Source organism: Pseudomonas sp. P5_152 (assembly GCF_033989915.1).
Taxonomy (GTDB): Bacteria; Pseudomonadota; Gammaproteobacteria; order Pseudomonadales; family Pseudomonadaceae; genus Aquipseudomonas.
Map to the genome: position 1 here is coordinate 4,752,155 of NZ_JASFAH010000002.1, position 18,370 is coordinate 4,770,524.

Sequence of the window (18,370 nt, forward strand, 5' to 3'; positions counted from 1 at the left end):
TTCGGCAGCCTGTACGGCTCGGTCAGGTACGAGTCTAAGCACCGCAAACCCTGTGGGAGCGGGCTTGCCCGCGAAAGCGGTGGGTTGGCCAACATCAATGGTTGCTGTGCCGACGTCATCGCGGGCAAGCCCGCTCCCACAGGGATCTCCTCGCGCCACACAGCCAACCGCTGCACCCTCTGTTCCCAGCCTCGGCAAAAGTTGGAAGGCTTCTTGCAGTAGCCGCCCTGCGCCCGCTTCTGGCGTCAAAAGTTTGCTTCAAAGGAACGGGGAATACCGGTGGATCGCTCTCAATTTATCAACAATGCCCGCAGCAACATGGCAGACCTCAGTCGAGGCAATCTGGGCGTGCCGCTGTTGCTGCTGGTCATGTTGGCAATGATGATGTTGCCGATCCCGCCGTTCCTGCTCGACGTGTTCTTTACCTTCAACATTGCCCTGTCGATCGTGGTGCTGCTGGTCTGTGTGTACGCGTTGCGGCCGCTGGATTTTGCGGTGTTCCCGACCATCCTGCTGGTGGCGACGCTGCTGCGCCTGGCGCTCAACGTGGCGTCGACGCGGGTGGTGATGCTCCACGGCCAGGACGGGCACGCCGCCGCCGGCAAGGTGATCCAGGCCTTTGGCGAGGTGGTGATCGGCGGTAACTACGTGGTTGGTATCGTGGTGTTTGCGATCCTGATGATCATCAACTTCGTGGTGGTGACCAAGGGCGCCGGGCGGATTTCCGAGGTCAGCGCACGTTTCACCCTCGATGCGATGCCCGGTAAGCAGATGGCGATCGACGCCGACCTTAACGCCGGCCTGATCGACCAGGGCCAGGCCAAGACCCGTCGTACCGAAGTCGCCCAGGAAGCCGAGTTCTACGGCTCGATGGACGGTGCCAGCAAGTTTGTGCGCGGCGACGCCATCGCTGGCCTGTTGATCTTGTTTATCAACCTGATCGGCGGCATGGCGGTGGGGATTTTCCAGCACGGCATGACCTTCGGCGATGCCGGCCGGGTATACGCCTTGTTGACCATCGGTGACGGTTTGGTGGCGCAATTGCCATCACTGCTGTTGTCCACCGCTGCGGCGATCATGGTGACCCGTGCCTCGGGCTCCGAAGACATGGGCAAGCAGATCAATCGGCAGATGTTCGCCTCGCCCAAGGCCCTGGCCGTTTCGGCCGGCCTGATGGCGGTGATGGGTATTGTCCCGGGCATGCCACACTTCGCCTTCCTCAGCATGGCGGCCCTCGCCGCGGGCGGCGCCTACCTGTTCTGGAAGAAGCAGAACACCCTCAAGGTCAAGGCCCTGGAAGAGGTCCAGCGCCAGCAGGAGCTGCTGCCTTCGCCGGCGCGGGCCATGGAAACCAAGGAGCTGGGCTGGGACGACGTGACGCCGATCGACATGATTGGCCTGGAAGTCGGCTACCGCCTGATTCCCCTGGTGGATCGCAACCAGGGTGGGCAGTTGCTGGCGCGGATCAAGGGCGTGCGCAAGAAGTTGTCCCAGGACCTGGGCTTCCTGATGCCCACCGTGCACATCCGCGACAACCTCGACCTGGCGCCCAGCGCCTATCGCCTGACGCTGATGGGGGTGATCCTGGCCGAGGCGGAGATTTATCCGGACCGCGAGCTGGCGATCAACCCGGGGCAGGTGTTCGGTACCCTCAACGGGATTACCGCCAAAGATCCGGCCTTTGGCCTGGAGGCGGTGTGGATCGAAGTCAGCCAGCGTTCCCAGGCGCAATCGCTGGGTTACACCGTGGTCGATGCCAGTACGGTGGTGGCAACGCACCTGAACCAGATTCTGTACAAGCACTCCAGTGAGCTGATCGGTCACGAGGAAGTCCAGCAACTCATGCAATTGCTGGCCAAAAGCTCGCCAAAACTGGCTGAGGAGCTGGTGCCAGGTGTGCTGTCGCTGTCGCAATTGCTCAAGGTGCTGCAGGCGCTGCTGGCCGAACAGGTGCCGGTACGCGACATCCGCAGCATCGCCGAGGCGATCGCCAACAATGCCGCCAAGAGTCAAGATACTGCCGCTTTGGTCGCGGCCGTGCGCGTCGGCTTGTCCCGAGCTATCGTGCAAAGCATTGTAGGCACTGAGTCCGAGCTGCCTGTGATCACCTTGGAGCCAAGGTTGGAACAAATATTGCTCAATAGTATTCAAAAGGCCGGGCAGGGCGCCGATGAGGGTGTCTTGCTTGAGCCAAGCATGGCCGAGAAGCTGCAGCGTTCGTTGATCGACGCGGCCCAGCGTCAGGAAATGCAAGGTCACCCGGTGATTCTGCTGGTCGCAAGTCCGGTCCGCGCGATGCTCTCGCGGTTCGGCCGCCTGGCAGTCCCGGGGTTGCATGTGTTGGCCTATCAGGAAATTCCTGACAACAAGCAAGTGACCATCGTTGCGACAGTAGGGCCCAACGGCTGAGGTAGTGGTTTATGCAAGTTAAGCGTTTTTTCGCCGCCGATATGCGTCAGGCCATGAAGCTGGTTCGTGATGAGCTGGGCGCCGATGCCGCGATCATCGGCAACCGCCGCATCGCCGGCGGTGTCGAGCTGATGGCGGCCCTGGATTACAAGCTGTCGGCCCTGGCGCCGCGGGTGCCGAACATTGAGCTCGAGGACGAGCTGCGCAAGACCCAGTCGCGCATTGTCACCGCCCAGGCCGAACTGAGCTTGCGTGGCGAAGGCGAGGCGGGCGAACACGCCAGTCGCCAGCTGTTTGCCGGCCTGCCACTGACTGCCGCCGAACCCTTGATCGAACCGACCCTGTCCGAGCCGCCGCGTCCTGCCCCGGCACCAGCACCGGCGGCCGCCATCGACCCGCGTGCCTATGATTCGATGCGCTCGGAGCTCAATGGCTTGCGCGAGCTGCTCGAAGTGCAACTCGGCTCCCTGGCCTGGAACCAGCTGCAGGGCCGCCATCCGCAGCAGGCCAACCTCTGGCGCCGGCTGCAACGCATCGGCTTGTCCGGTCCGTTGTCCCGCGACCTGCTGGAGCTGACCACCAGTATTGAAGAACCCCGCCAGGCCTGGCGCATGCTGTTGGCGCACCTGGCGCGGATGATCGTCACCCCCGAGATCGAACCCCTGGAAGAGGGCGGAGTGATTGCCATGGTCGGCCCGGCCGGCATGGGCAAGACCACCACCCTGGCCAAGCTGGCGGCACGTTATGTGCTCAAGTACGGCGCGCAGAACATCGCCCTGGTGAGCATGGACAGCTACCGCATCGGCGCCCAGGAGCAACTCAAGACCCTGGGGCGGATCCTCAACGTGTCGGTGACACACCTGGATCCGGGTCAGTCCCTGGCCCAGGCCCTGGACCCACTGCTGCGCAAGCGTGTGGTGCTGATCGACACCGCTGGCCTGCAGGCCAGCGACCCGGCCTTGCGCATGCAGCTGGAAAGCCTGGCGGGACGCGGGATCAAATCGAAGAATTATCTGGTCCTGGCCACCACCAGCCAGAAGCAGGTGCTGACGGCCGCCTATCACAGTTATAAACGTTGCGGGCTGGCCGGCTGCATCCTGACTAAACTGGATGAAACGGCAAGTCTGGGCGAGGTCTTGAGCCTGGCGATCAGTCACGAATTACCGGTGGCCTATCTAACCGATGGACCGCGTATCCCGGATGACCTGCATCTGCCGCGCCGCCATCAGTTGGTCAGTCGCGCCGTGAGTGTACAAATGCAGGAAGAACCCAGCGAAGAAGCCATGGCTGATATGTTCGCTGATCTCTACCACAGCCCGACCAAACGGGTCGGCTGAGGTATTAATGACTAGATTTGTATCTACATCGATGGCCTGCCGTGCATTGTTCCCCAGGGAACGCGCAGCCAGTCATGTAGCCCGCGTCTAAGCAAGACAAGGTATAGAAAGCACATGGGCAGCATGCATCCCGTACAGGTGATCGCGGTGACCGGCGGCAAGGGTGGCGTCGGTAAGACTAACGTTTCAGTGAACTTGTCCCTGGCTCTGGCAGAGCTCGGCCGGCGCGTTATGTTGCTGGACGCCGACCTGGGGCTGGCGAACGTCGATGTGTTGCTGGGGCTGACGCCCAAGCGCACCCTGGCCGACGTGATCGAGGGCCGCTGCGAATTGCGCGACGTGCTGCTGCAGGGGCCCGGCGGGATTCGTATCGTGCCGGCCGCCTCCGGTACCCAGAGCATGGTGCACTTGAGCCCGGCCCAGCACGCGGGCCTGATCCAGGCGTTCAGCGATATCGGCGACAACCTCGATGTGCTGGTGATCGACACCGCGGCCGGGATCGGCGAGTCGGTGGTCAGTTTTGTCCGCGCCGCGCAGGAAGTGCTGCTGGTGGTCTGCGACGAGCCGACTTCGATCACCGACGCCTACGCCCTGATCAAGCTGCTCAACCGTGACTACGGCATGAACCGCTTCCGCGTGCTGGCCAACATGGCGCAAAGCCCGCAGGAAGGGCGCAACCTGTTCGCCAAGTTGACCAAGGTCACGGACCGCTTCCTGGATGTCGCCCTACAATACGTCGGTGCGGTGCCCTACGACGAAAGCGTACGCAAGGCAGTGCAGAAGCAGCGCGCGGTGTACGAAGCCTTTCCTCGTTCCAAGTGCGCCCTGGCCTTCCGCGCCATTGCGCAGAAAGTCGATACCTGGCCATTGCCCGCCAATCCGCGTGGGCATCTGGAGTTTTTTGTGGAGCGCCTGGTGCAACAGACTGCGGGTCCGGTGCTATGACAGCCAGCGGTTACAACCTGTACAAGCAATCGGCGCGTGACGCGCAGTACGAGCTGATCGAGCGTTACGCGCCACTGGTAAAACGCATTGCCTATCACTTGCTGGCGCGTCTGCCGGCCAGTGTCCAGGTCGAAGACCTGATCCAGGCCGGGATGATCGGCCTGCTGGAAGTCTCGACCAAGTACGACGCCAGCAAAGGCGCGAGTTTCGAAACCTACGCCGGGATCCGCATCCGCGGGGCAATGCTCGACGAGGTCCGTAAAGGTGACTGGGCGCCACGCTCGGTGCACCGCAATACCCGCATGGTCAGCGACGCGATTCGCTCAATTGAAGCTAAAACCGGACGTGACGCTAAAGATCACGAGGTTGCGGCCGAACTCCAATTGAGTCTCGACGATTATTACGGGATTTTGAATGACACCTTGGGCAGTCGCCTGTTCAGTTTCGACGACCTGTTGCAGGACGGCGAGCATGAAGGGCTGCATGAGGATGGCGCGAGTGCTCATCTCGAGCCGTCGCGTGACCTGGAGGATGAACGCTTCCAGGCTGCGCTGGCGGACGCGATTGCCAATTTGCCGGAGCGTGAGCGACTGGTCTTGGCGCTGTACTACGACGAGGAGCTGAACCTCAAGGAAATCGGTGAGGTCCTGGGGGTCAGCGAATCGCGGGTCAGCCAGTTACACAGCCAGTGCGCAGCCCGTTTGCGGGGGCGTTTGGGAGAGTGGCGAGCGCGCTGACAGCAGTGTGGGGACACTGCGAACGACACCGCTACAGCCTCGCGCTGGCGCGGTCATCATCCGTTGTGCTCCAAACCGTCGTTGAGTGCTCTGCCTGTTGATTGAATGGCGTGCCCAGGTGCTGGGCGCGTTTAAGACTGCTTGGAGGTCGAATTGGACAAGAACATGAAAATCCTCATCGTTGATGACTTCTCAACGATGCGGCGGATCATCAAAAACCTGTTGCGTGACCTCGGGTTCACCAACACGGTCGAGGCAGACGACGGCACTACAGCCATCCCAATGCTCAACAGTGGCAGCATCGATTTTCTGGTCACGGACTGGAACATGCCGGGCATGACCGGTATCGATCTGCTGCGCCACGTGCGCGCCAACGAAAAGCTCAAGCACTTGCCAGTGTTGATGGTGACCGCTGAAGCCAAGCGCGAGCAGATCATCGAAGCGGCCCAGGCCGGCGTCAACGGCTATGTGGTCAAGCCGTTCACCGCCCAGGCGTTGAAAGAAAAGATCGAGAAGATCTTCGAACGCATCGGTTGATGTCTGGCGCCACGGGGGAGCTATGGAACAACGAGAGATTTCACAGGGCGATTTTGAATCGACCCTGAAAAAACACGCGGTCGAATTGGTCGACAGCCTGGAAAAGGGCAAGTTCGGCGAGGCCGTGCAACTGATCCATGAGCTCAACCAGACCCGTGACCGTGGCCTGTACCAGGAAGTGGGCAAGCTCACCCGTGAGCTGCATAGCGCGATCGTCAATTTCCAGATTGACCCGAACATGCCGCAAGCCGAGGAAGTCTCGCAGATCACCGACGCCACCGAGCGCCTGGGGTATGTGGTCAAGCTGACCGAGGCGGCGGCCAATCGCACCATGGACCTGGTGGAGAACAGCACGCCGCTGGTCAATGCCCTGGGGACCGATGCCCAGGCGTTGAGCGCAGACTGGGGGCGTTTCATGCGCCGTGAAGTCGGGGCTGAAGAGTTCCGTGAGCTGGCCCGGCGCGTCGATGGTTTCCTGAGCCGCAGCGCCAGCCACAGCCAGGTCGTGGCGGGCAACCTCAACGACATTCTGCTGGCCCAGGATTACCAGGACCTGACCGGCCAGGTGATCAAGCGCGTGACGCAACTGGTCACGGAAGTGGAAAGCAATCTGCTGAAACTGGTGCTGATGGCCAGCCAGGTCGACCGCTTTGCCGGCATCGAACATGACCGTGCAGCGATCCTCGCGGAAAAAAATCCGCAAAAACATCTGGCGCAGGGTGAAGGTCCGCAGATTCATGCCGATAAACGTGATGACGTGATGTCCGGTCAGGACGATGTCGACGATTTGCTTTCCAGCCTTGGATTCTAGGAGCACCCCTACACATGAGCTTCGGCGCCGATGAAGAGATCCTTCAGGATTTTCTGGTTGAGGCCGGCGAGATTCTGGAGCAACTGTCCGAACAACTGGTCGAGCTGGAAAGCCGACCGGATGATGCGGACCTGCTCAATGCAATTTTTCGCGGTTTTCACACTGTAAAAGGGGGCGCCGGCTTCCTCCAGCTCAACGAACTGGTGGAGTGCTGCCACATCGCCGAGAACGTCTTCGACATCCTGCGCAAGGGTGAGCGGCGCGTCGACTCGGAGCTGATGGACGTGGTGCTCGAAGCGTTGGATGCGGTCAACGGCATGTTCACCGAAGTGCGCGAGCGCGCACCGGTCACTGCTGCCACGGCCGAGCTGCTGGCGGCCCTGGCGCGCCTGGCGGAACCGCAATCGGCCGACGAGGTGGCAGCGCTTGCGCCAGCACCCGCGGCGCCGGTTGTCGCCAGCGACAGCGGCGATATCACCGATAACGAATTTGAACTGCTGCTCGACTCGCTGAATGCGGTCAAGGCGCAAGCCGAGGCACCTGTGATCCAGGCGCCAGCGGCGGCGAACGGCAGTGATGAAATCAGCGATGCCGAGTTCGAGTCGTTGCTCGATCAGTTGCACGGCAAAGGCCAGTTCGCCGTGGACAACCTGGCGGCCCCGGTCGAGCCGGTTGCTGCGGTGGTCGCGGCTGAAAGCAGCGACATAACCGACGACGAATTCGAAGCCTTGCTCGACCAGTTGCACGGCAAGGGCAACTTTGCCGTTGAAGCGCTCGAGTCGGCGATTGCCTCGGTACCGGCCGCCATCGTTGCCGAAGCGGCGGCGGTTGGCGGCGACCTGATCTCCGATCACGAGTTCGAATCGCTGCTCGACGAGCTGCACGGCAAGGGCAAGTTCAGCCACGTCGCCGGCAATGCCGAGACCGCTGCGGCCAGCGCCGCGCCAGTCGCGGCCAAAGCCGTGGCCCCGGTCGCCAAGCCGGCTGTCGCCAAACCGGTCCCGGCCCCGGCCCGTGCCCAGTCGGCGCCACCAGCGGAAAAACCGGCCAGTGAAGCCGAGACCACCGTACGGGTAGACACCGCGCGCCTGGACGAAATCATGAACATGGTGGGCGAGCTGGTACTGGTGCGTAACCGCCTGGTACGCCTGGGGCTCAACAGCGGTGACGAGGCCATGTCCAAGGCCGTGTCGAACCTCGACGTGGTCACCGCGGACCTGCAGACCGCGGTCATGAAGACCCGCATGCAGCCGATCAAGAAGGTCTTCGGGCGCTTCCCGCGCCTGGTTCGCGACCTGGCCCGCCAGCTCAAGAAAGAGATCAACCTGGAGCTGGTCGGCGAAGAAACCGATCTGGACAAGAACCTCGTCGAGGCCCTGGCCGACCCGCTGGTGCACTTGGTGCGCAACGCGGTCGACCACGGCATCGAATCGCCGCAGGAGCGCGAAGACGCGGGCAAGTCCCGGGGCGGCAAAGTGGTGCTGGCGGCCGAACAGGAGGGTGATCACATCCTGCTGTCGATTTCCGATGACGGCAAAGGCATGGACCCCAACGTCCTGCGCGCCATCGCGGTGAAACGCGGGGTGATGGACAAGGATGCAGCCGAGCGCCTGAGCGACACCGAATGCTACAACCTGATCTTCGCTCCGGGTTTCTCGACCAAGACCGAGATCTCCGATGTGTCCGGGCGTGGCGTGGGCATGGACGTGGTGAAAACCAAGATTTCCCAGCTCAATGGCTCGATCAACATCTACTCGACCAAGGGCCAGGGTTCGAAGATCGTGATCAAGGTGCCGTTGACCCTGGCGATCATGCCGACCCTGATGGTGATGCTGGGCAACCAGGCCTTTGCGTTCCCACTGGTCAACGTCAACGAGATCTTCCACCTCGACCTGTCGCGCACCAATGTGGTCGACGGCCAGGAAGTGGTGATCGTGCGGGACAAGGCCTTGCCGCTGTTTTATCTCAAGCGCTGGCTGGTCGCCTCCGCCGCTCATGAAGAGCAGCGCGAGGGCCATGTGGTGATCCTTTCGGTGGGCACCCAGCGGATCGGCTTTGTCGTCGATCAACTGGTTGGCCAGGAAGAAGTGGTCATCAAGCCATTGGGCAAAATGCTCCAGGGAACGCCGGGCATGTCGGGCGCCACCATTACCGGTGACGGTCGCATCGCGTTGATTCTCGATGTCCCGAGCATGCTCAAGCGTTACGCCACGCGGCGTATTTGATTCTGGTGGAGCGGGGCGCCTGGCGCCCTGTTGCGCCTATATGGAGTGTTTATGGCAGTCAAAGTCCTGGTGGTGGATGATTCCGGTTTTTTCCGCCGCCGCGTCTCGGAAATCCTTTCGGCGGACCCGAATATCCAGGTGGTCGGGACCGCGACCAATGGCAAGGAGGCGATTGATCAGGCGCTGGCCCTCAAGCCCGACGTGATCACCATGGACTACGAGATGCCGATGATGGATGGCATCACGGCGGTGCGGCATATCATGCAGCGCTGCCCGACCCCGGTGTTGATGTTCTCCTCGCTGACTCATGAAGGCGCGCGGGTCACCCTCGACGCGCTGGACGCCGGTGCGGTGGACTTCCTGCCGAAGAATTTCGAAGACATCTCGCGCAACCCGGAGAAGGTCAAGCAACTGCTGTGCGAGAAGGTCCACAGCATTTCGCGCAGTAACCGGCGTTTTAGTGCCTATCGGGCACCGGCGCCGGCAGCGGCGCCGACCCCGACCCCAGCCGCTGCACCGGTCAGCAATTTTACCGGCAGCAGCCCGGCACCACGTCCGGCGGTGGCACCTGTGCCAACCCGTGCTGCGCCGTCCTCGCCGGCACCCAAGCGCAAGGCCTACAAGCTGGTCGCCATCGGTACCTCCACGGGCGGCCCGGTCGCCCTGCAGCGCGTGCTGACCCAATTGCCGGCCAACTTCCCGGCACCCATCGTGCTGGTCCAGCACATGCCGGCGGCCTTTACCAAGGCATTCGCCGAGCGCCTGGACAAGCTGTGCCGGATCAGAGTCAAGGAAGCCGAGGACGGCGACATCCTGCGTCCGGGCCTGGCCTTGCTGGCGCCGGGTGGCAAACAGATGATGATCGACGGCCGTGGCGCGGTGAAAATCCTCCCGGGCGACGAACGTTTGAACTACAAGCCGTGCGTGGATATCACTTTCGGTTCGGCGGCCAAGTCCTACGGCGACAAAGTTCTGGCGGTGGTACTCACCGGCATGGGCGCCGATGGTCGGGAAGGTGCGCGCCTGCTCAAGCAGAGCGGCAGTGCCATCTGGGCCCAGGATGAAGCCAGCTGCGTGATCTACGGCATGCCGATGGCCATCGTCAAAGCCAACCTGGCCGATGCCATCTACGACCTCGACGAGATCGGCAAACACCTGGCCGAGGCGTGCCTCTGATGGATGTGCTGAGTCTTATCGGGATCATCATGGCGTTTGTCGCCATTATCGGCGGCAACTACCTGGAAGGCGGCCACCTGGGCGCCCTGGCCAACGGCCCGGCCGCCCTGATCGTGCTCGGCGGAACCGTCGGTGCGGCGTTGCTGCAGTCGCCGATGAGTGCCTTCAAACGTGCCATGCAGATTCTGGTATGGATTCTGTTTCCGCCACGGGTCGACCTGGCTGGCGGGATTGATCGGGTGGTCAACTGGAGCCTGACCGCGCGCAAGGAAGGCCTGCTGGGCCTCGAAGGCGTGGCGGATGCGGAGCCCGACAACTATTCGCGCAAGGGCCTGCAATTGCTGGTCGATGGCGCCGAGCCGGAAGCGATCCGCAGCATCCTCGAAGTGGATTTCTACACTCAGGAAAGCCGCGACATCGAAGCCGCCAAGGTCTTTGAAAGCATGGGCGGCTACGCCCCGACCATCGGCATCATCGGCGCGGTGATGGGCCTGATTCACGTCATGGGCAACCTGGCCGATCCGTCGCAACTGGGCAGCGGCATTGCCGTGGCCTTCGTCGCGACGATCTACGGGGTGGCCAGTGCCAACCTGGTGCTGCTGCCCATCGCCAGCAAACTCAAGGCTATTGCCTTGCGTCAGTCGCGGTACCGGGAAATGTTGCTCGAAGGCATCCTGTCGATCGCCGAAGGTGAAAACCCTCGTTCCATCGAACTCAAGCTTCAGGGCTTCATGGACTGATGGGGGGCATGGAGCATGGCACGTCGGCGCTACACTGAAGAACCCGTCAACCATGAACGCTGGCTGGTGTCCTACGCCGACTTCATTACCTTGCTGTTCGCCTTTTTTGTGGTGATGTATTCGATTTCCTCGATCAACGAAGGCAAGTACAAGGTGATCTCCGAGGCGCTGATCGGCGTGTTCACCGACTCCGATCGGGCGCTCAAGCCGATTCCCATCGGCGATGAACGGCCACAGACCGTGACCCCGGCCAAGCCGCTGGTCAAGGACAGCGAGCAGCTCGACGCGGGCATTGCCCAGGCCGCTGACGACCCGCTCAAGCGCATCGCCGATGACATCAGCGCGGCTTTCGGTGACCTGCTCAGTGCCAACCAGATGACGATCCGCGGCAACGAGTTGTGGGTCGAGATCGAGCTCAACTCCAGCCTGTTGTTTGGCAGCGGCGATGCCATGCCCAGCGACATCGCGTTCAACATCATCGATAAGGTCGCGGCCATCCTCAAGCCGTTCGATAACCCGATTCACGTCGAAGGTTTTACCGACGATCTGCCGATCCGCACCGCGCAGTACCCGACCAACTGGGAGCTGTCCTCGGCCCGCTCGGCGAGTATCGTGCGCATGCTCGCGATGCAGGGCGTCAACCCGCAGCGCCTGGCGTCGGTGGGGTATGGCGAGTTCCAGCCAGTGGCCAATAACGCCACCGCCGAGGGACGGGCGCGCAACCGGCGGGTGGTGCTGGTGATCTCGCGTAACCTCGATGTGCGACGCAGCCTGACCGGTACGGGTACCGCCCATGCACAACCGGATGCGGCATTGAAGCGGGCTGGCACACAAACTGCACCGACCCAGGTCAAGTCGCCGGGACCGCAGAGTGCCGTCAATTCTCCGTCACCCGGCTTGCCACGTTGAGCTATTTCTCGGTTGCCCCATACGACCGGGAGGAACGAACTGAATGAGAGTCTGGGCAGTTGCCAATCAAAAGGGTGGTGTTGGTAAAACCACTTCCTCCATCGCTTTAGCCGGGTTGCTGGCTGAGGCGGGCAAGCGCGTGGTCGTGGTCGATCTCGACCCCCACGGCTCCATGACCAGTTACTTCGGTTACGACCCGGACAGCCTGGAACACAGCTGTTACGACCTGTTTTTGCATGGCGGTAGCGTGCCGCAAGGCCTGCCCGGGCAGTTGTTATTGCCCACCAGCGACGAACGTATTTCCCTGTTGCCGTCGAGCACCGCGCTGGCCACCCTGGAGCGCCAGTCGCCGGGCAAGAGCGGCCTGGGCCTGGTGATTGCCAAGAGCCTGGCGCAGTTGTGGCAGGATTTCGATTACGCCCTGATCGACAGCCCGCCGTTGCTCGGCGTGCTGATGGTCAATGCCTTGGCGGCAAGCCAGCAACTGGTGATCCCGGTGCAGACCGAGCACCTGGCGGTCAAGGGCCTGGAGCGCATGGTCAACACCCTGGCGATGATCAATCGCTCGCGCAAGCAGGCGTTGCCGTTCAGCATCGTGCCGACCCTGTTCGACCGTCGCACCCAGGCCTCCCTGAGCACTTTGCGGGTGCTGCGCGATATGTACCCGGATGACATCTGGCAGGGCTATATCCCGGTCGACACAAGGCTGCGCGATGCCAGCCGCGCCGGTCTTACGCCTTCGCAGTTCGACGGCAAGAGCCGTGGCGTGCTGGCCTATCGTTCGTTGCTCAAGCACCTGCTGGCGCAACAACTTGTCGCGCAGGTGGCTTGAGATGAACCGGCCGCTGAAAACCACCTCACGCCCGCAACTGGCGCTGCAATCCTACCTCGACGCCTTGCTGCAGGACGCCACCGAAGAGCAGCCGGTGGCGGTGAGCGAGGTCATCGAAGTGCTCGAGGTCATCGAAACCCAGGGGGCGCTGGACGAGTTCCAGGCGGCGGTGCTGCAAGAGCAGGCGCGCGATGCCCAGCCTCCTGTGGTCGAGTTGCCGCAAGTGAGCTTGGTCGAGGCGGTGGTCCCGGCACCGGCTGCCCCGGTGTTGCCGTTGCTGCACACGCTGGTCGAGCCGGTGGCCGACGTACACCTGCCGCCGAGCACCACACCACCGCCCGTGGACAGCGATGGTCGGCCGAGCTGGGCCGCCGAGCCGTTCGAATGCCTGTTGTTCGATGTCGCAGGTTTGACCCTGGCGGTGCCGCTGGTGTGCCTGGGTTCGATCTATCCCCTGGCCGGGCATGAGCTGACGCCTTTGTTCGGCCAGCCGGAGTGGTTCCTGGGGATCCTGCCGAGCCAGGCCGGCAACCTCAAGGTGCTGGATACCGCACGCTGGGTGATGCCCGATCGCTACCGCGACGACTTTCGCCAGGGCCTGCAATACGTGATCTCGGTGCAGGGCTACGAGTGGGGGCTGGCGGTGCATCAGGTCAGCCGCTCGTTGCGCCTGAACCCCAACGAAATCAAATGGCGCAGTCATCGCGGGCAACGGCCATGGTTGGCCGGCACCGTGATCGAACACATGTGCGCCTTGCTCGATGTCGCGCAACTGGCCGAGTTGATCGCCAGCGGCGGGGCCAAACACATGGGCACGCGCAAGCCGCTGCACTCACTGACATAACAAGCCACTGGCCGCCCGTCGTGGCGGCCAGGCAGAACACACACCGCCATCGGCGGTTTTTTTAAGGGGTCAGGGTATGAATGATAAGGCGTCGTCAGCAAAGGGTTCCGAAGATCCGATCCTGCAATGGGTAACCTTCAAGCTGGACAATGAAACCTACGGGATCAACGTGATGCGCGTCCAGGAAGTCCTGCGCTACACCGAGATCGCGCCGGTGCCGGGTGCACCCAGCTACGTGCTGGGCATCATCAACCTGCGCGGCAACGTAGTCACCGTGATCGACACCCGCCAGCGCTTCGGTCTGATGAATGCCGAGATCAGCGACAACACCCGGATCGTGATCATCGAGGCCGACAAGCAAGTGGTCGGGATCATGGTCGACAGCGTGGCGGAAGTGGTTTACCTGCGTCAGTCGGAAATCGAGACCGCGCCCAACGTCGGCAACGACGAGTCGGCCAAGTTCATCCAGGGCGTGTGCAACAAGAACAACGAACTGCTGATCCTGGTCGAGCTGGACAAGATGATGAGCGAGGAAGAGTGGTCGGACCTGGAGAGTATCTGATTGATTCTCGAAGCGGCTGTTACTGTCCTGGGGCTGCTGTGGATCGGCAGCCTGGCGATTTTCCTCGCCTATACCCGCAACCAGCGAGCACTGGCCGTGGTCGCGGCACAAGCCGATGCGCAGCGTGACCAGCGGATCAAGGAACTGGCCCGGCGCGTCGATCATTACCAGGACGGTACGGTGCGCATGGGTGAAGAACTGCAAGAGTTGCGCGTGCTGGTCGAGCCGTTGCCGGACAAACTGACCCGGATCGAACAGCGCGACCCGACCAGCCTGTCATTCGCCCAGGCCGCGCGCCTGGTGGGCATGGGCGCCAGCGTCGACGAACTGACCCACTCCTGCGGCTTGACCCAGGCCGAGGCGGAGTTGATGAGCAAGATGCACAAGGGCTGATTGCCAGGCGCTATGCATGTTGCCGGCCCCGGCCCCATCGCGGGCAAGCCCGCTCCCACAGTAATTTGCGGTGCCTGCAGATCTTGGATACACCCACTGAACCTTTGGGAGCGGGCTTGCCCGCGAAAGGCCTGAGGGCGCTGCTGGGTGTCAGGCTGTATGCGTCATCGTTGACGACCATCGCGGGCAAGCCCGCTCCCACAGTAATTTGCGGTGCCTGCAGATCTTGGATACACCCACTGAGCCTGTGGGAGCGGGCTTGCCCGCGAAAGGCCTGAGGCGCTGCTGGGTGTCAGGCTGTATGCGTCATCGTTGACGACCATCGCGGGCAAGCCCGCTCCCACAGTAATTTGCGGTGCTTGCAGATCTTGGATACACCCACTGAACCTGTGGGAGCGGGCTTGCCCGCGAAAGGCCTGAGGGCGCTGCTGGGTGTCAGGCTGTATGCGTCATCGTTGACGACCATCGCGGGCAAGCCCGCTCCCACAGTAATTTGCGGTGTTTGCAGATCTCGCATACACCGACTGAACCTGTGGGAGCGGGCTTGCCCGCGAAAGGCCTGAGGACGCTGCTGGGTATCAGGCTGTATGCGTCATCGTTGACGACCATCGCGGGCAAGCCCGCTCCCACAGTAATTTGCGGTGCTTGCAGATCTTGGATACACCCACTGAACCTGTGGGAGCGGGCTTGCCCGCGAAAGGCCTGAGGGCGCTGCTGGGTATCAGGCTGTATGCGTCATCGTTGACGACCATCGCGGGCAAGCCCGCTCCCACAGTAATTTGCGGTGCGTGCAGATCTCGCATACACCCACTGAACCTGTGGGAGCGGGCTTGCCCGCGAAAGGCCTGAGGGCGCTGCTGGGTGTCAGGCTGTATGCGTCATCGTTGACGACCATCGCGGGCAAGCCCGCTCCCACAGTAATTTGCGGTGCTTGCAGATCTTGGATACACCCACTGAACCTGTGGGAGCGGGCTTGCCCGCGAAAGGCCTGAGGCACTGTTGGGTATCAGGCTGTATGCGTCATCGTTGACGACTATCGCGGGCAGCCCGCTCCCACAGTAATTTGCGGTGCGTGCAGATCTCGCATACACCGACTGAACCTGTGGGAGCGGGCTTGCCCGCGAAAGGCCTGAGGCACTGTTGGGTATCAGGCTGTATGCGTCATCGTTGACGACTATCGCGGGCAAGCCCGCTCCCACAGTAATTTGCGGTGCGTGCAGATCTCGCATACACCGACTGAACCTGTGGGAGCGGGCTTGCCCGCGAAAGGCCTGAGGGCGCTGCTGGGTGTCAGGCTGTATGCGTCATCGTTGACGACCATCGCGGGCAAGCCCGCTCCCACAGTAATTTGCGGTGCGTGCAGATCTTGGATACACCCACTGAACCTGTGGGAGCGGGCTTGCCCGCGAAAGGCCTGAGGCGCTGTTGGGTATCAGGCTGTATGCGTCATCGTTGACGACTATCGCGGGCAAGCCCGCTCCCACAGTAATTTTCGGTGCTTGCAGATCTTGGATACACCCACTGAACCTGTGGGAGCGGGCTTGCCCGCGAAAGGCCTGAGGGCGCTGCTGGGTGTCAGGCTGTATGCGTCATCGTTGACGACCATCGCGGGCAAGCCCGCTCCCACAGTAATTTGCGGTGCGTGCAGATCTTGGATACACCCACTGAACCTGTGGGAGCGGGCTTGCCCGCGAAAGGCCTGAGGCGCTGTTGGGTATCAGGCTGTATGCGTCATCGTTGACGACTATCGCGGGCAAGCCCGCTCCCACAGTAATTTTCGGTGCTTGCAGATCTTGGATACACCCACTGAACCTGTGGGAGCGGGCTTGCCCGCGAATGGCCTGAGGCGCTGTTGGGTATCGGCACCCATCCAACCTGTGGGCGCTGTCACTTCAGTAATCATCCCCGCGATGGGTGATGTCTTTCTCCAGCTGCGTCGTGTCCAGGTCCTGTGTCTGGGCAAACTTGCCCTTCAGGTTCCAGGCAAACGCAATGATCTCGGCAATGGTCCGATACAGCTCTTCGGGGATGCTATCGCCCAATTCCATCCGCGCCAGCAGCCGCACCAGCTCGGCGTTCTCGTAGATCGGTACCTCATGCTCACGGGCGATTTTCAGGATGGCTTCGGCCAGGGCATCGTCGCCTTTGCCGGTGAGCGTGGGGGCGTGCTGGCCGTCGTATTTGAGGGCGATGGCCTGGCGGGGCAGGTTGTGGTGGTTCATGCGGTGTCGTCCACCCAGCGTTGTTCGAGACGGGTTTGTGGGCCTTGGGGGGGAATGCCGAGGTGACAGTCGAGGTCGCCGACGTTCAGGCCGCAGGCATGCAGTTGCGCGCGCAAATGGTCCAGGTGTTGTTCAATCAGGCTGGCGGTATAGGGGCGTTCGGCCCAAAGTTGGCTGGACAGGCTGCCGCGTACCAGTTGTGCCTGTACCTGCAGTGGCCCCAGGGGCTCAAGGTCGAATGCCAGGTCGACCCGCCACAAGTGTTGGCGGGCTTCGCGTTCGGTGGGTTTTTCCTTGGGATCCCTGGGCGGAGGGTCTTCGCGCTGCACCTTGACCTGCAGTGGCACGATGTCTTGCAGGTTGCGCATGGGGATTTCCAACTGCCAGGTGGTTTGCAGGCGGCCGTCCTCGGTCATGCCGGTCTGTTCCAGGCTCGACAATTGGTGGCTTTGCAGGCGCGAGATCGCGGCGGCGGCCAGGCGCAGCAGGTGTTCCAGGTCGCCTTCCTCGGTCAGCTTCTGCAGCAGCCGCGAGGGCAGGGGAAAGCCACCCGGGGCCGGTTTGGCGCTGACCTGGCCAAGGGTGCCGAGGGCATTGCGCACAAAGCTCGGCAGGGCCTGGGCCAGGGTGTTGGCGGCCAACGCGGCATTGAAGCTGGGATTGGCCGGCAGGCCGGGGGCCAGTTGGGCGATCAGACGCAACAGGTTGCCCTTGAGGTCGTCTGCCGGCGCCGGATTCTGTCCGGCGAGCAATCGGCTTTCGAGAAACAGCCCGCTGTTGGCCAGCGCTTGCGCCAGCCCCTTGGCGCTGCTCAGGTGCTGGACCTCGGGCAGGCTGGCAAGCAGTTTGTCGACGCTGGCGCGAACCTCAGGGGATTGCCCATCGGCCGGCAGGTTCTGCAAGGCCTTGAACACCGCGTCCAGGGAACCCTGGCGACTCTGCTGGGTGTGCAATTGTTGGCTGATCGCCAATTGTTCCTGGCGAGTGCTCAGGGGCACGAAGCTGAGGGTGTGCGCGTCCTGGACCTGGGCACTGAGCAGGGTGCCGATGCGCAGTGGCTGCGGGCTGTCGATGTTCAGAGCGGTGCCGCTGAGCGCGCTGTTGAGCAGGCTGACCATCGAGCGGTACACCGCCGGTTGCCCCGGTGCCTGCGGCTGTAACTGGGTGGTCAGCACCTTGCTCTGCAACAGCGTGCCGACCGGCAGTTGTGTGGTGTCAATGCGCGACAGGGCTGCGGCGTTGCCAGCCAGGCTGGATTGCGGACTGATCGCCAGGCTGCCGGCCGAGGGCTGGGTAATGGCCAGGCTGGCACCCAGGGCCAATGGCAGGCTGCTGGTGGCCGATACGGTGGTCTGGCGCCCGCCCGCCAGGGTGATCTTGAGCAGCAGCTGGAACATCTGCTGGTCCTGCTTGAGTGACAGGACTTCGGCCTTGGCGCTCTGCCCGGCACCGATCAGGCCGTCCACCGGGGTCAGCAGCTTGAGCAACTCGCCACTGGCCTGCACGCGCGGCGTGGCAGGTGCCGCGGGGGGCAGGGGAGGAAGGTTGATCTCAGCGGTCATCGGTCACACCCTGTCGAAATTGCCCTCTTGAGAGTAGGACATGACATGTATAATGCCGCCCGTCTCCAAGGACGCGCGGCGCCATCGCGCAGCAAAACCAGCATAAATATTGACCCAGCTCTCTGGAAC

At 62.5% G+C, this 18,370-nt stretch carries 16 protein-coding genes; 14 read left to right on the forward strand and 2 right to left on the reverse strand.

Annotation, left to right across the window (positions count from 1 at the left end; translation table 11 throughout):
• The first annotated feature begins 279 nt into the window (after nucleotides 1-279).
• The 14 genes from flhA (at nucleotide 280) to QMK50_RS21610 (ending at nucleotide 14,457) form a co-directional block, all read left to right on the forward strand.
• Nucleotides 280-2,409 carry a flagellar biosynthesis protein FlhA gene (gene flhA, locus QMK50_RS21545; RefSeq protein WP_095169970.1) on the forward strand — a complete coding sequence of 710 codons (2,130 nt, stop codon included), beginning with the start codon at nucleotides 280-282 and terminating at the stop codon, nucleotides 2,407-2,409.
• Between the two features lie 11 nt (nucleotides 2,410-2,420).
• A complete protein-coding gene (gene flhF, locus QMK50_RS21550; protein WP_095169969.1) occupies nucleotides 2,421-3,746 on the forward strand; it encodes a flagellar biosynthesis protein FlhF in 1,326 nt (441 codons plus the stop codon).
• 114 nt (nucleotides 3,747-3,860) lie between these two features.
• The gene (fleN, locus tag QMK50_RS21555) at nucleotides 3,861-4,691 is read left to right on the forward strand and encodes a flagellar synthesis regulator FleN (RefSeq protein WP_027621027.1); all 831 of its coding nucleotides are present in this window, start codon (nucleotides 3,861-3,863) and stop codon (nucleotides 4,689-4,691) included.
• Nucleotides 4,688-5,428, forward strand: coding sequence for an RNA polymerase sigma factor FliA (fliA, locus tag QMK50_RS21560; protein ID WP_018925059.1), 741 nt, complete (start codon nucleotides 4,688-4,690; stop codon nucleotides 5,426-5,428). Before fleN ends, fliA begins: the two co-directional genes overlap by 4 nt.
• Nucleotides 5,429-5,593: 165 nt before the next feature.
• Nucleotides 5,594-5,965: a chemotaxis response regulator CheY gene (locus QMK50_RS21565; protein ID WP_162530195.1), complete on the forward strand. Its 372-nt coding sequence runs from the start codon at nucleotides 5,594-5,596 to the stop codon at nucleotides 5,963-5,965.
• 22 nt (nucleotides 5,966-5,987) lie between these two features.
• The gene (locus QMK50_RS21570) at nucleotides 5,988-6,776 is read left to right on the forward strand and encodes a protein phosphatase CheZ (RefSeq protein WP_095169968.1); all 789 of its coding nucleotides are present in this window, start codon (nucleotides 5,988-5,990) and stop codon (nucleotides 6,774-6,776) included.
• A gap of 14 nt (nucleotides 6,777-6,790) precedes the next feature.
• The gene (locus QMK50_RS21575) at nucleotides 6,791-9,001 is read left to right on the forward strand and encodes a chemotaxis protein CheA (protein ID WP_320333909.1); all 2,211 of its coding nucleotides are present in this window, start codon (nucleotides 6,791-6,793) and stop codon (nucleotides 8,999-9,001) included.
• Between the two features lie 51 nt (nucleotides 9,002-9,052).
• Nucleotides 9,053-10,177: a chemotaxis response regulator protein-glutamate methylesterase gene (locus QMK50_RS21580; protein WP_320333910.1), complete on the forward strand. Its 1,125-nt coding sequence runs from the start codon at nucleotides 9,053-9,055 to the stop codon at nucleotides 10,175-10,177.
• Nucleotides 10,177-10,917 (forward strand): flagellar motor protein, encoded by a 741-nt coding sequence (locus tag QMK50_RS21585; protein ID WP_320333911.1) that lies wholly within the window; start codon nucleotides 10,177-10,179, stop codon nucleotides 10,915-10,917. Before QMK50_RS21580 ends, QMK50_RS21585 begins: the two co-directional genes overlap by 1 nt.
• Nucleotides 10,918-10,932: 15 nt before the next feature.
• A complete protein-coding gene (motD, locus tag QMK50_RS21590) occupies nucleotides 10,933-11,826 on the forward strand; it encodes a flagellar motor protein MotD (protein ID WP_159994414.1) in 894 nt (297 codons plus the stop codon).
• 43 nt (nucleotides 11,827-11,869) lie between these two features.
• Nucleotides 11,870-12,658 carry a ParA family protein gene (locus QMK50_RS21595; protein ID WP_095169963.1) on the forward strand — a complete coding sequence of 263 codons (789 nt, stop codon included), beginning with the start codon at nucleotides 11,870-11,872 and terminating at the stop codon, nucleotides 12,656-12,658.
• 1 nt (nucleotide 12,659) lies between these two features.
• Nucleotides 12,660-13,502 carry a CheW domain-containing protein gene (locus QMK50_RS21600; RefSeq protein WP_320333912.1) on the forward strand — a complete coding sequence of 281 codons (843 nt, stop codon included), beginning with the start codon at nucleotides 12,660-12,662 and terminating at the stop codon, nucleotides 13,500-13,502.
• A gap of 76 nt (nucleotides 13,503-13,578) precedes the next feature.
• Nucleotides 13,579-14,064 carry a chemotaxis protein CheW gene (locus QMK50_RS21605; RefSeq protein ID WP_095169961.1) on the forward strand — a complete coding sequence of 162 codons (486 nt, stop codon included), beginning with the start codon at nucleotides 13,579-13,581 and terminating at the stop codon, nucleotides 14,062-14,064.
• A complete protein-coding gene (locus QMK50_RS21610) occupies nucleotides 14,065-14,457 on the forward strand; it encodes a DUF2802 domain-containing protein (RefSeq protein WP_320333913.1) in 393 nt (130 codons plus the stop codon). It abuts the gene before it with no gap.
• Nucleotides 14,458-16,349: 1,892 nt separating this feature from the next.
• On the opposite strand, the gene QMK50_RS21615 is transcribed toward QMK50_RS21610, so the two are convergent.
• Together QMK50_RS21615 and QMK50_RS21620 are read right to left on the reverse strand one after the other, a co-directional pair.
• A complete protein-coding gene (locus tag QMK50_RS21615; RefSeq protein WP_095169958.1) occupies nucleotides 16,350-16,679 on the reverse strand; it encodes an EscU/YscU/HrcU family type III secretion system export apparatus switch protein in 330 nt (109 codons plus the stop codon).
• The gene (locus QMK50_RS21620) at nucleotides 16,676-18,241 is read right to left on the reverse strand and encodes a flagellar hook-length control protein FliK (RefSeq protein ID WP_320333914.1); all 1,566 of its coding nucleotides are present in this window, start codon (nucleotides 18,239-18,241) and stop codon (nucleotides 16,676-16,678) included. The genes QMK50_RS21615 and QMK50_RS21620 overlap by 4 nt, the downstream gene beginning before the upstream one ends.
• Between the last annotated feature and the right edge of the window lie 129 nt (nucleotides 18,242-18,370).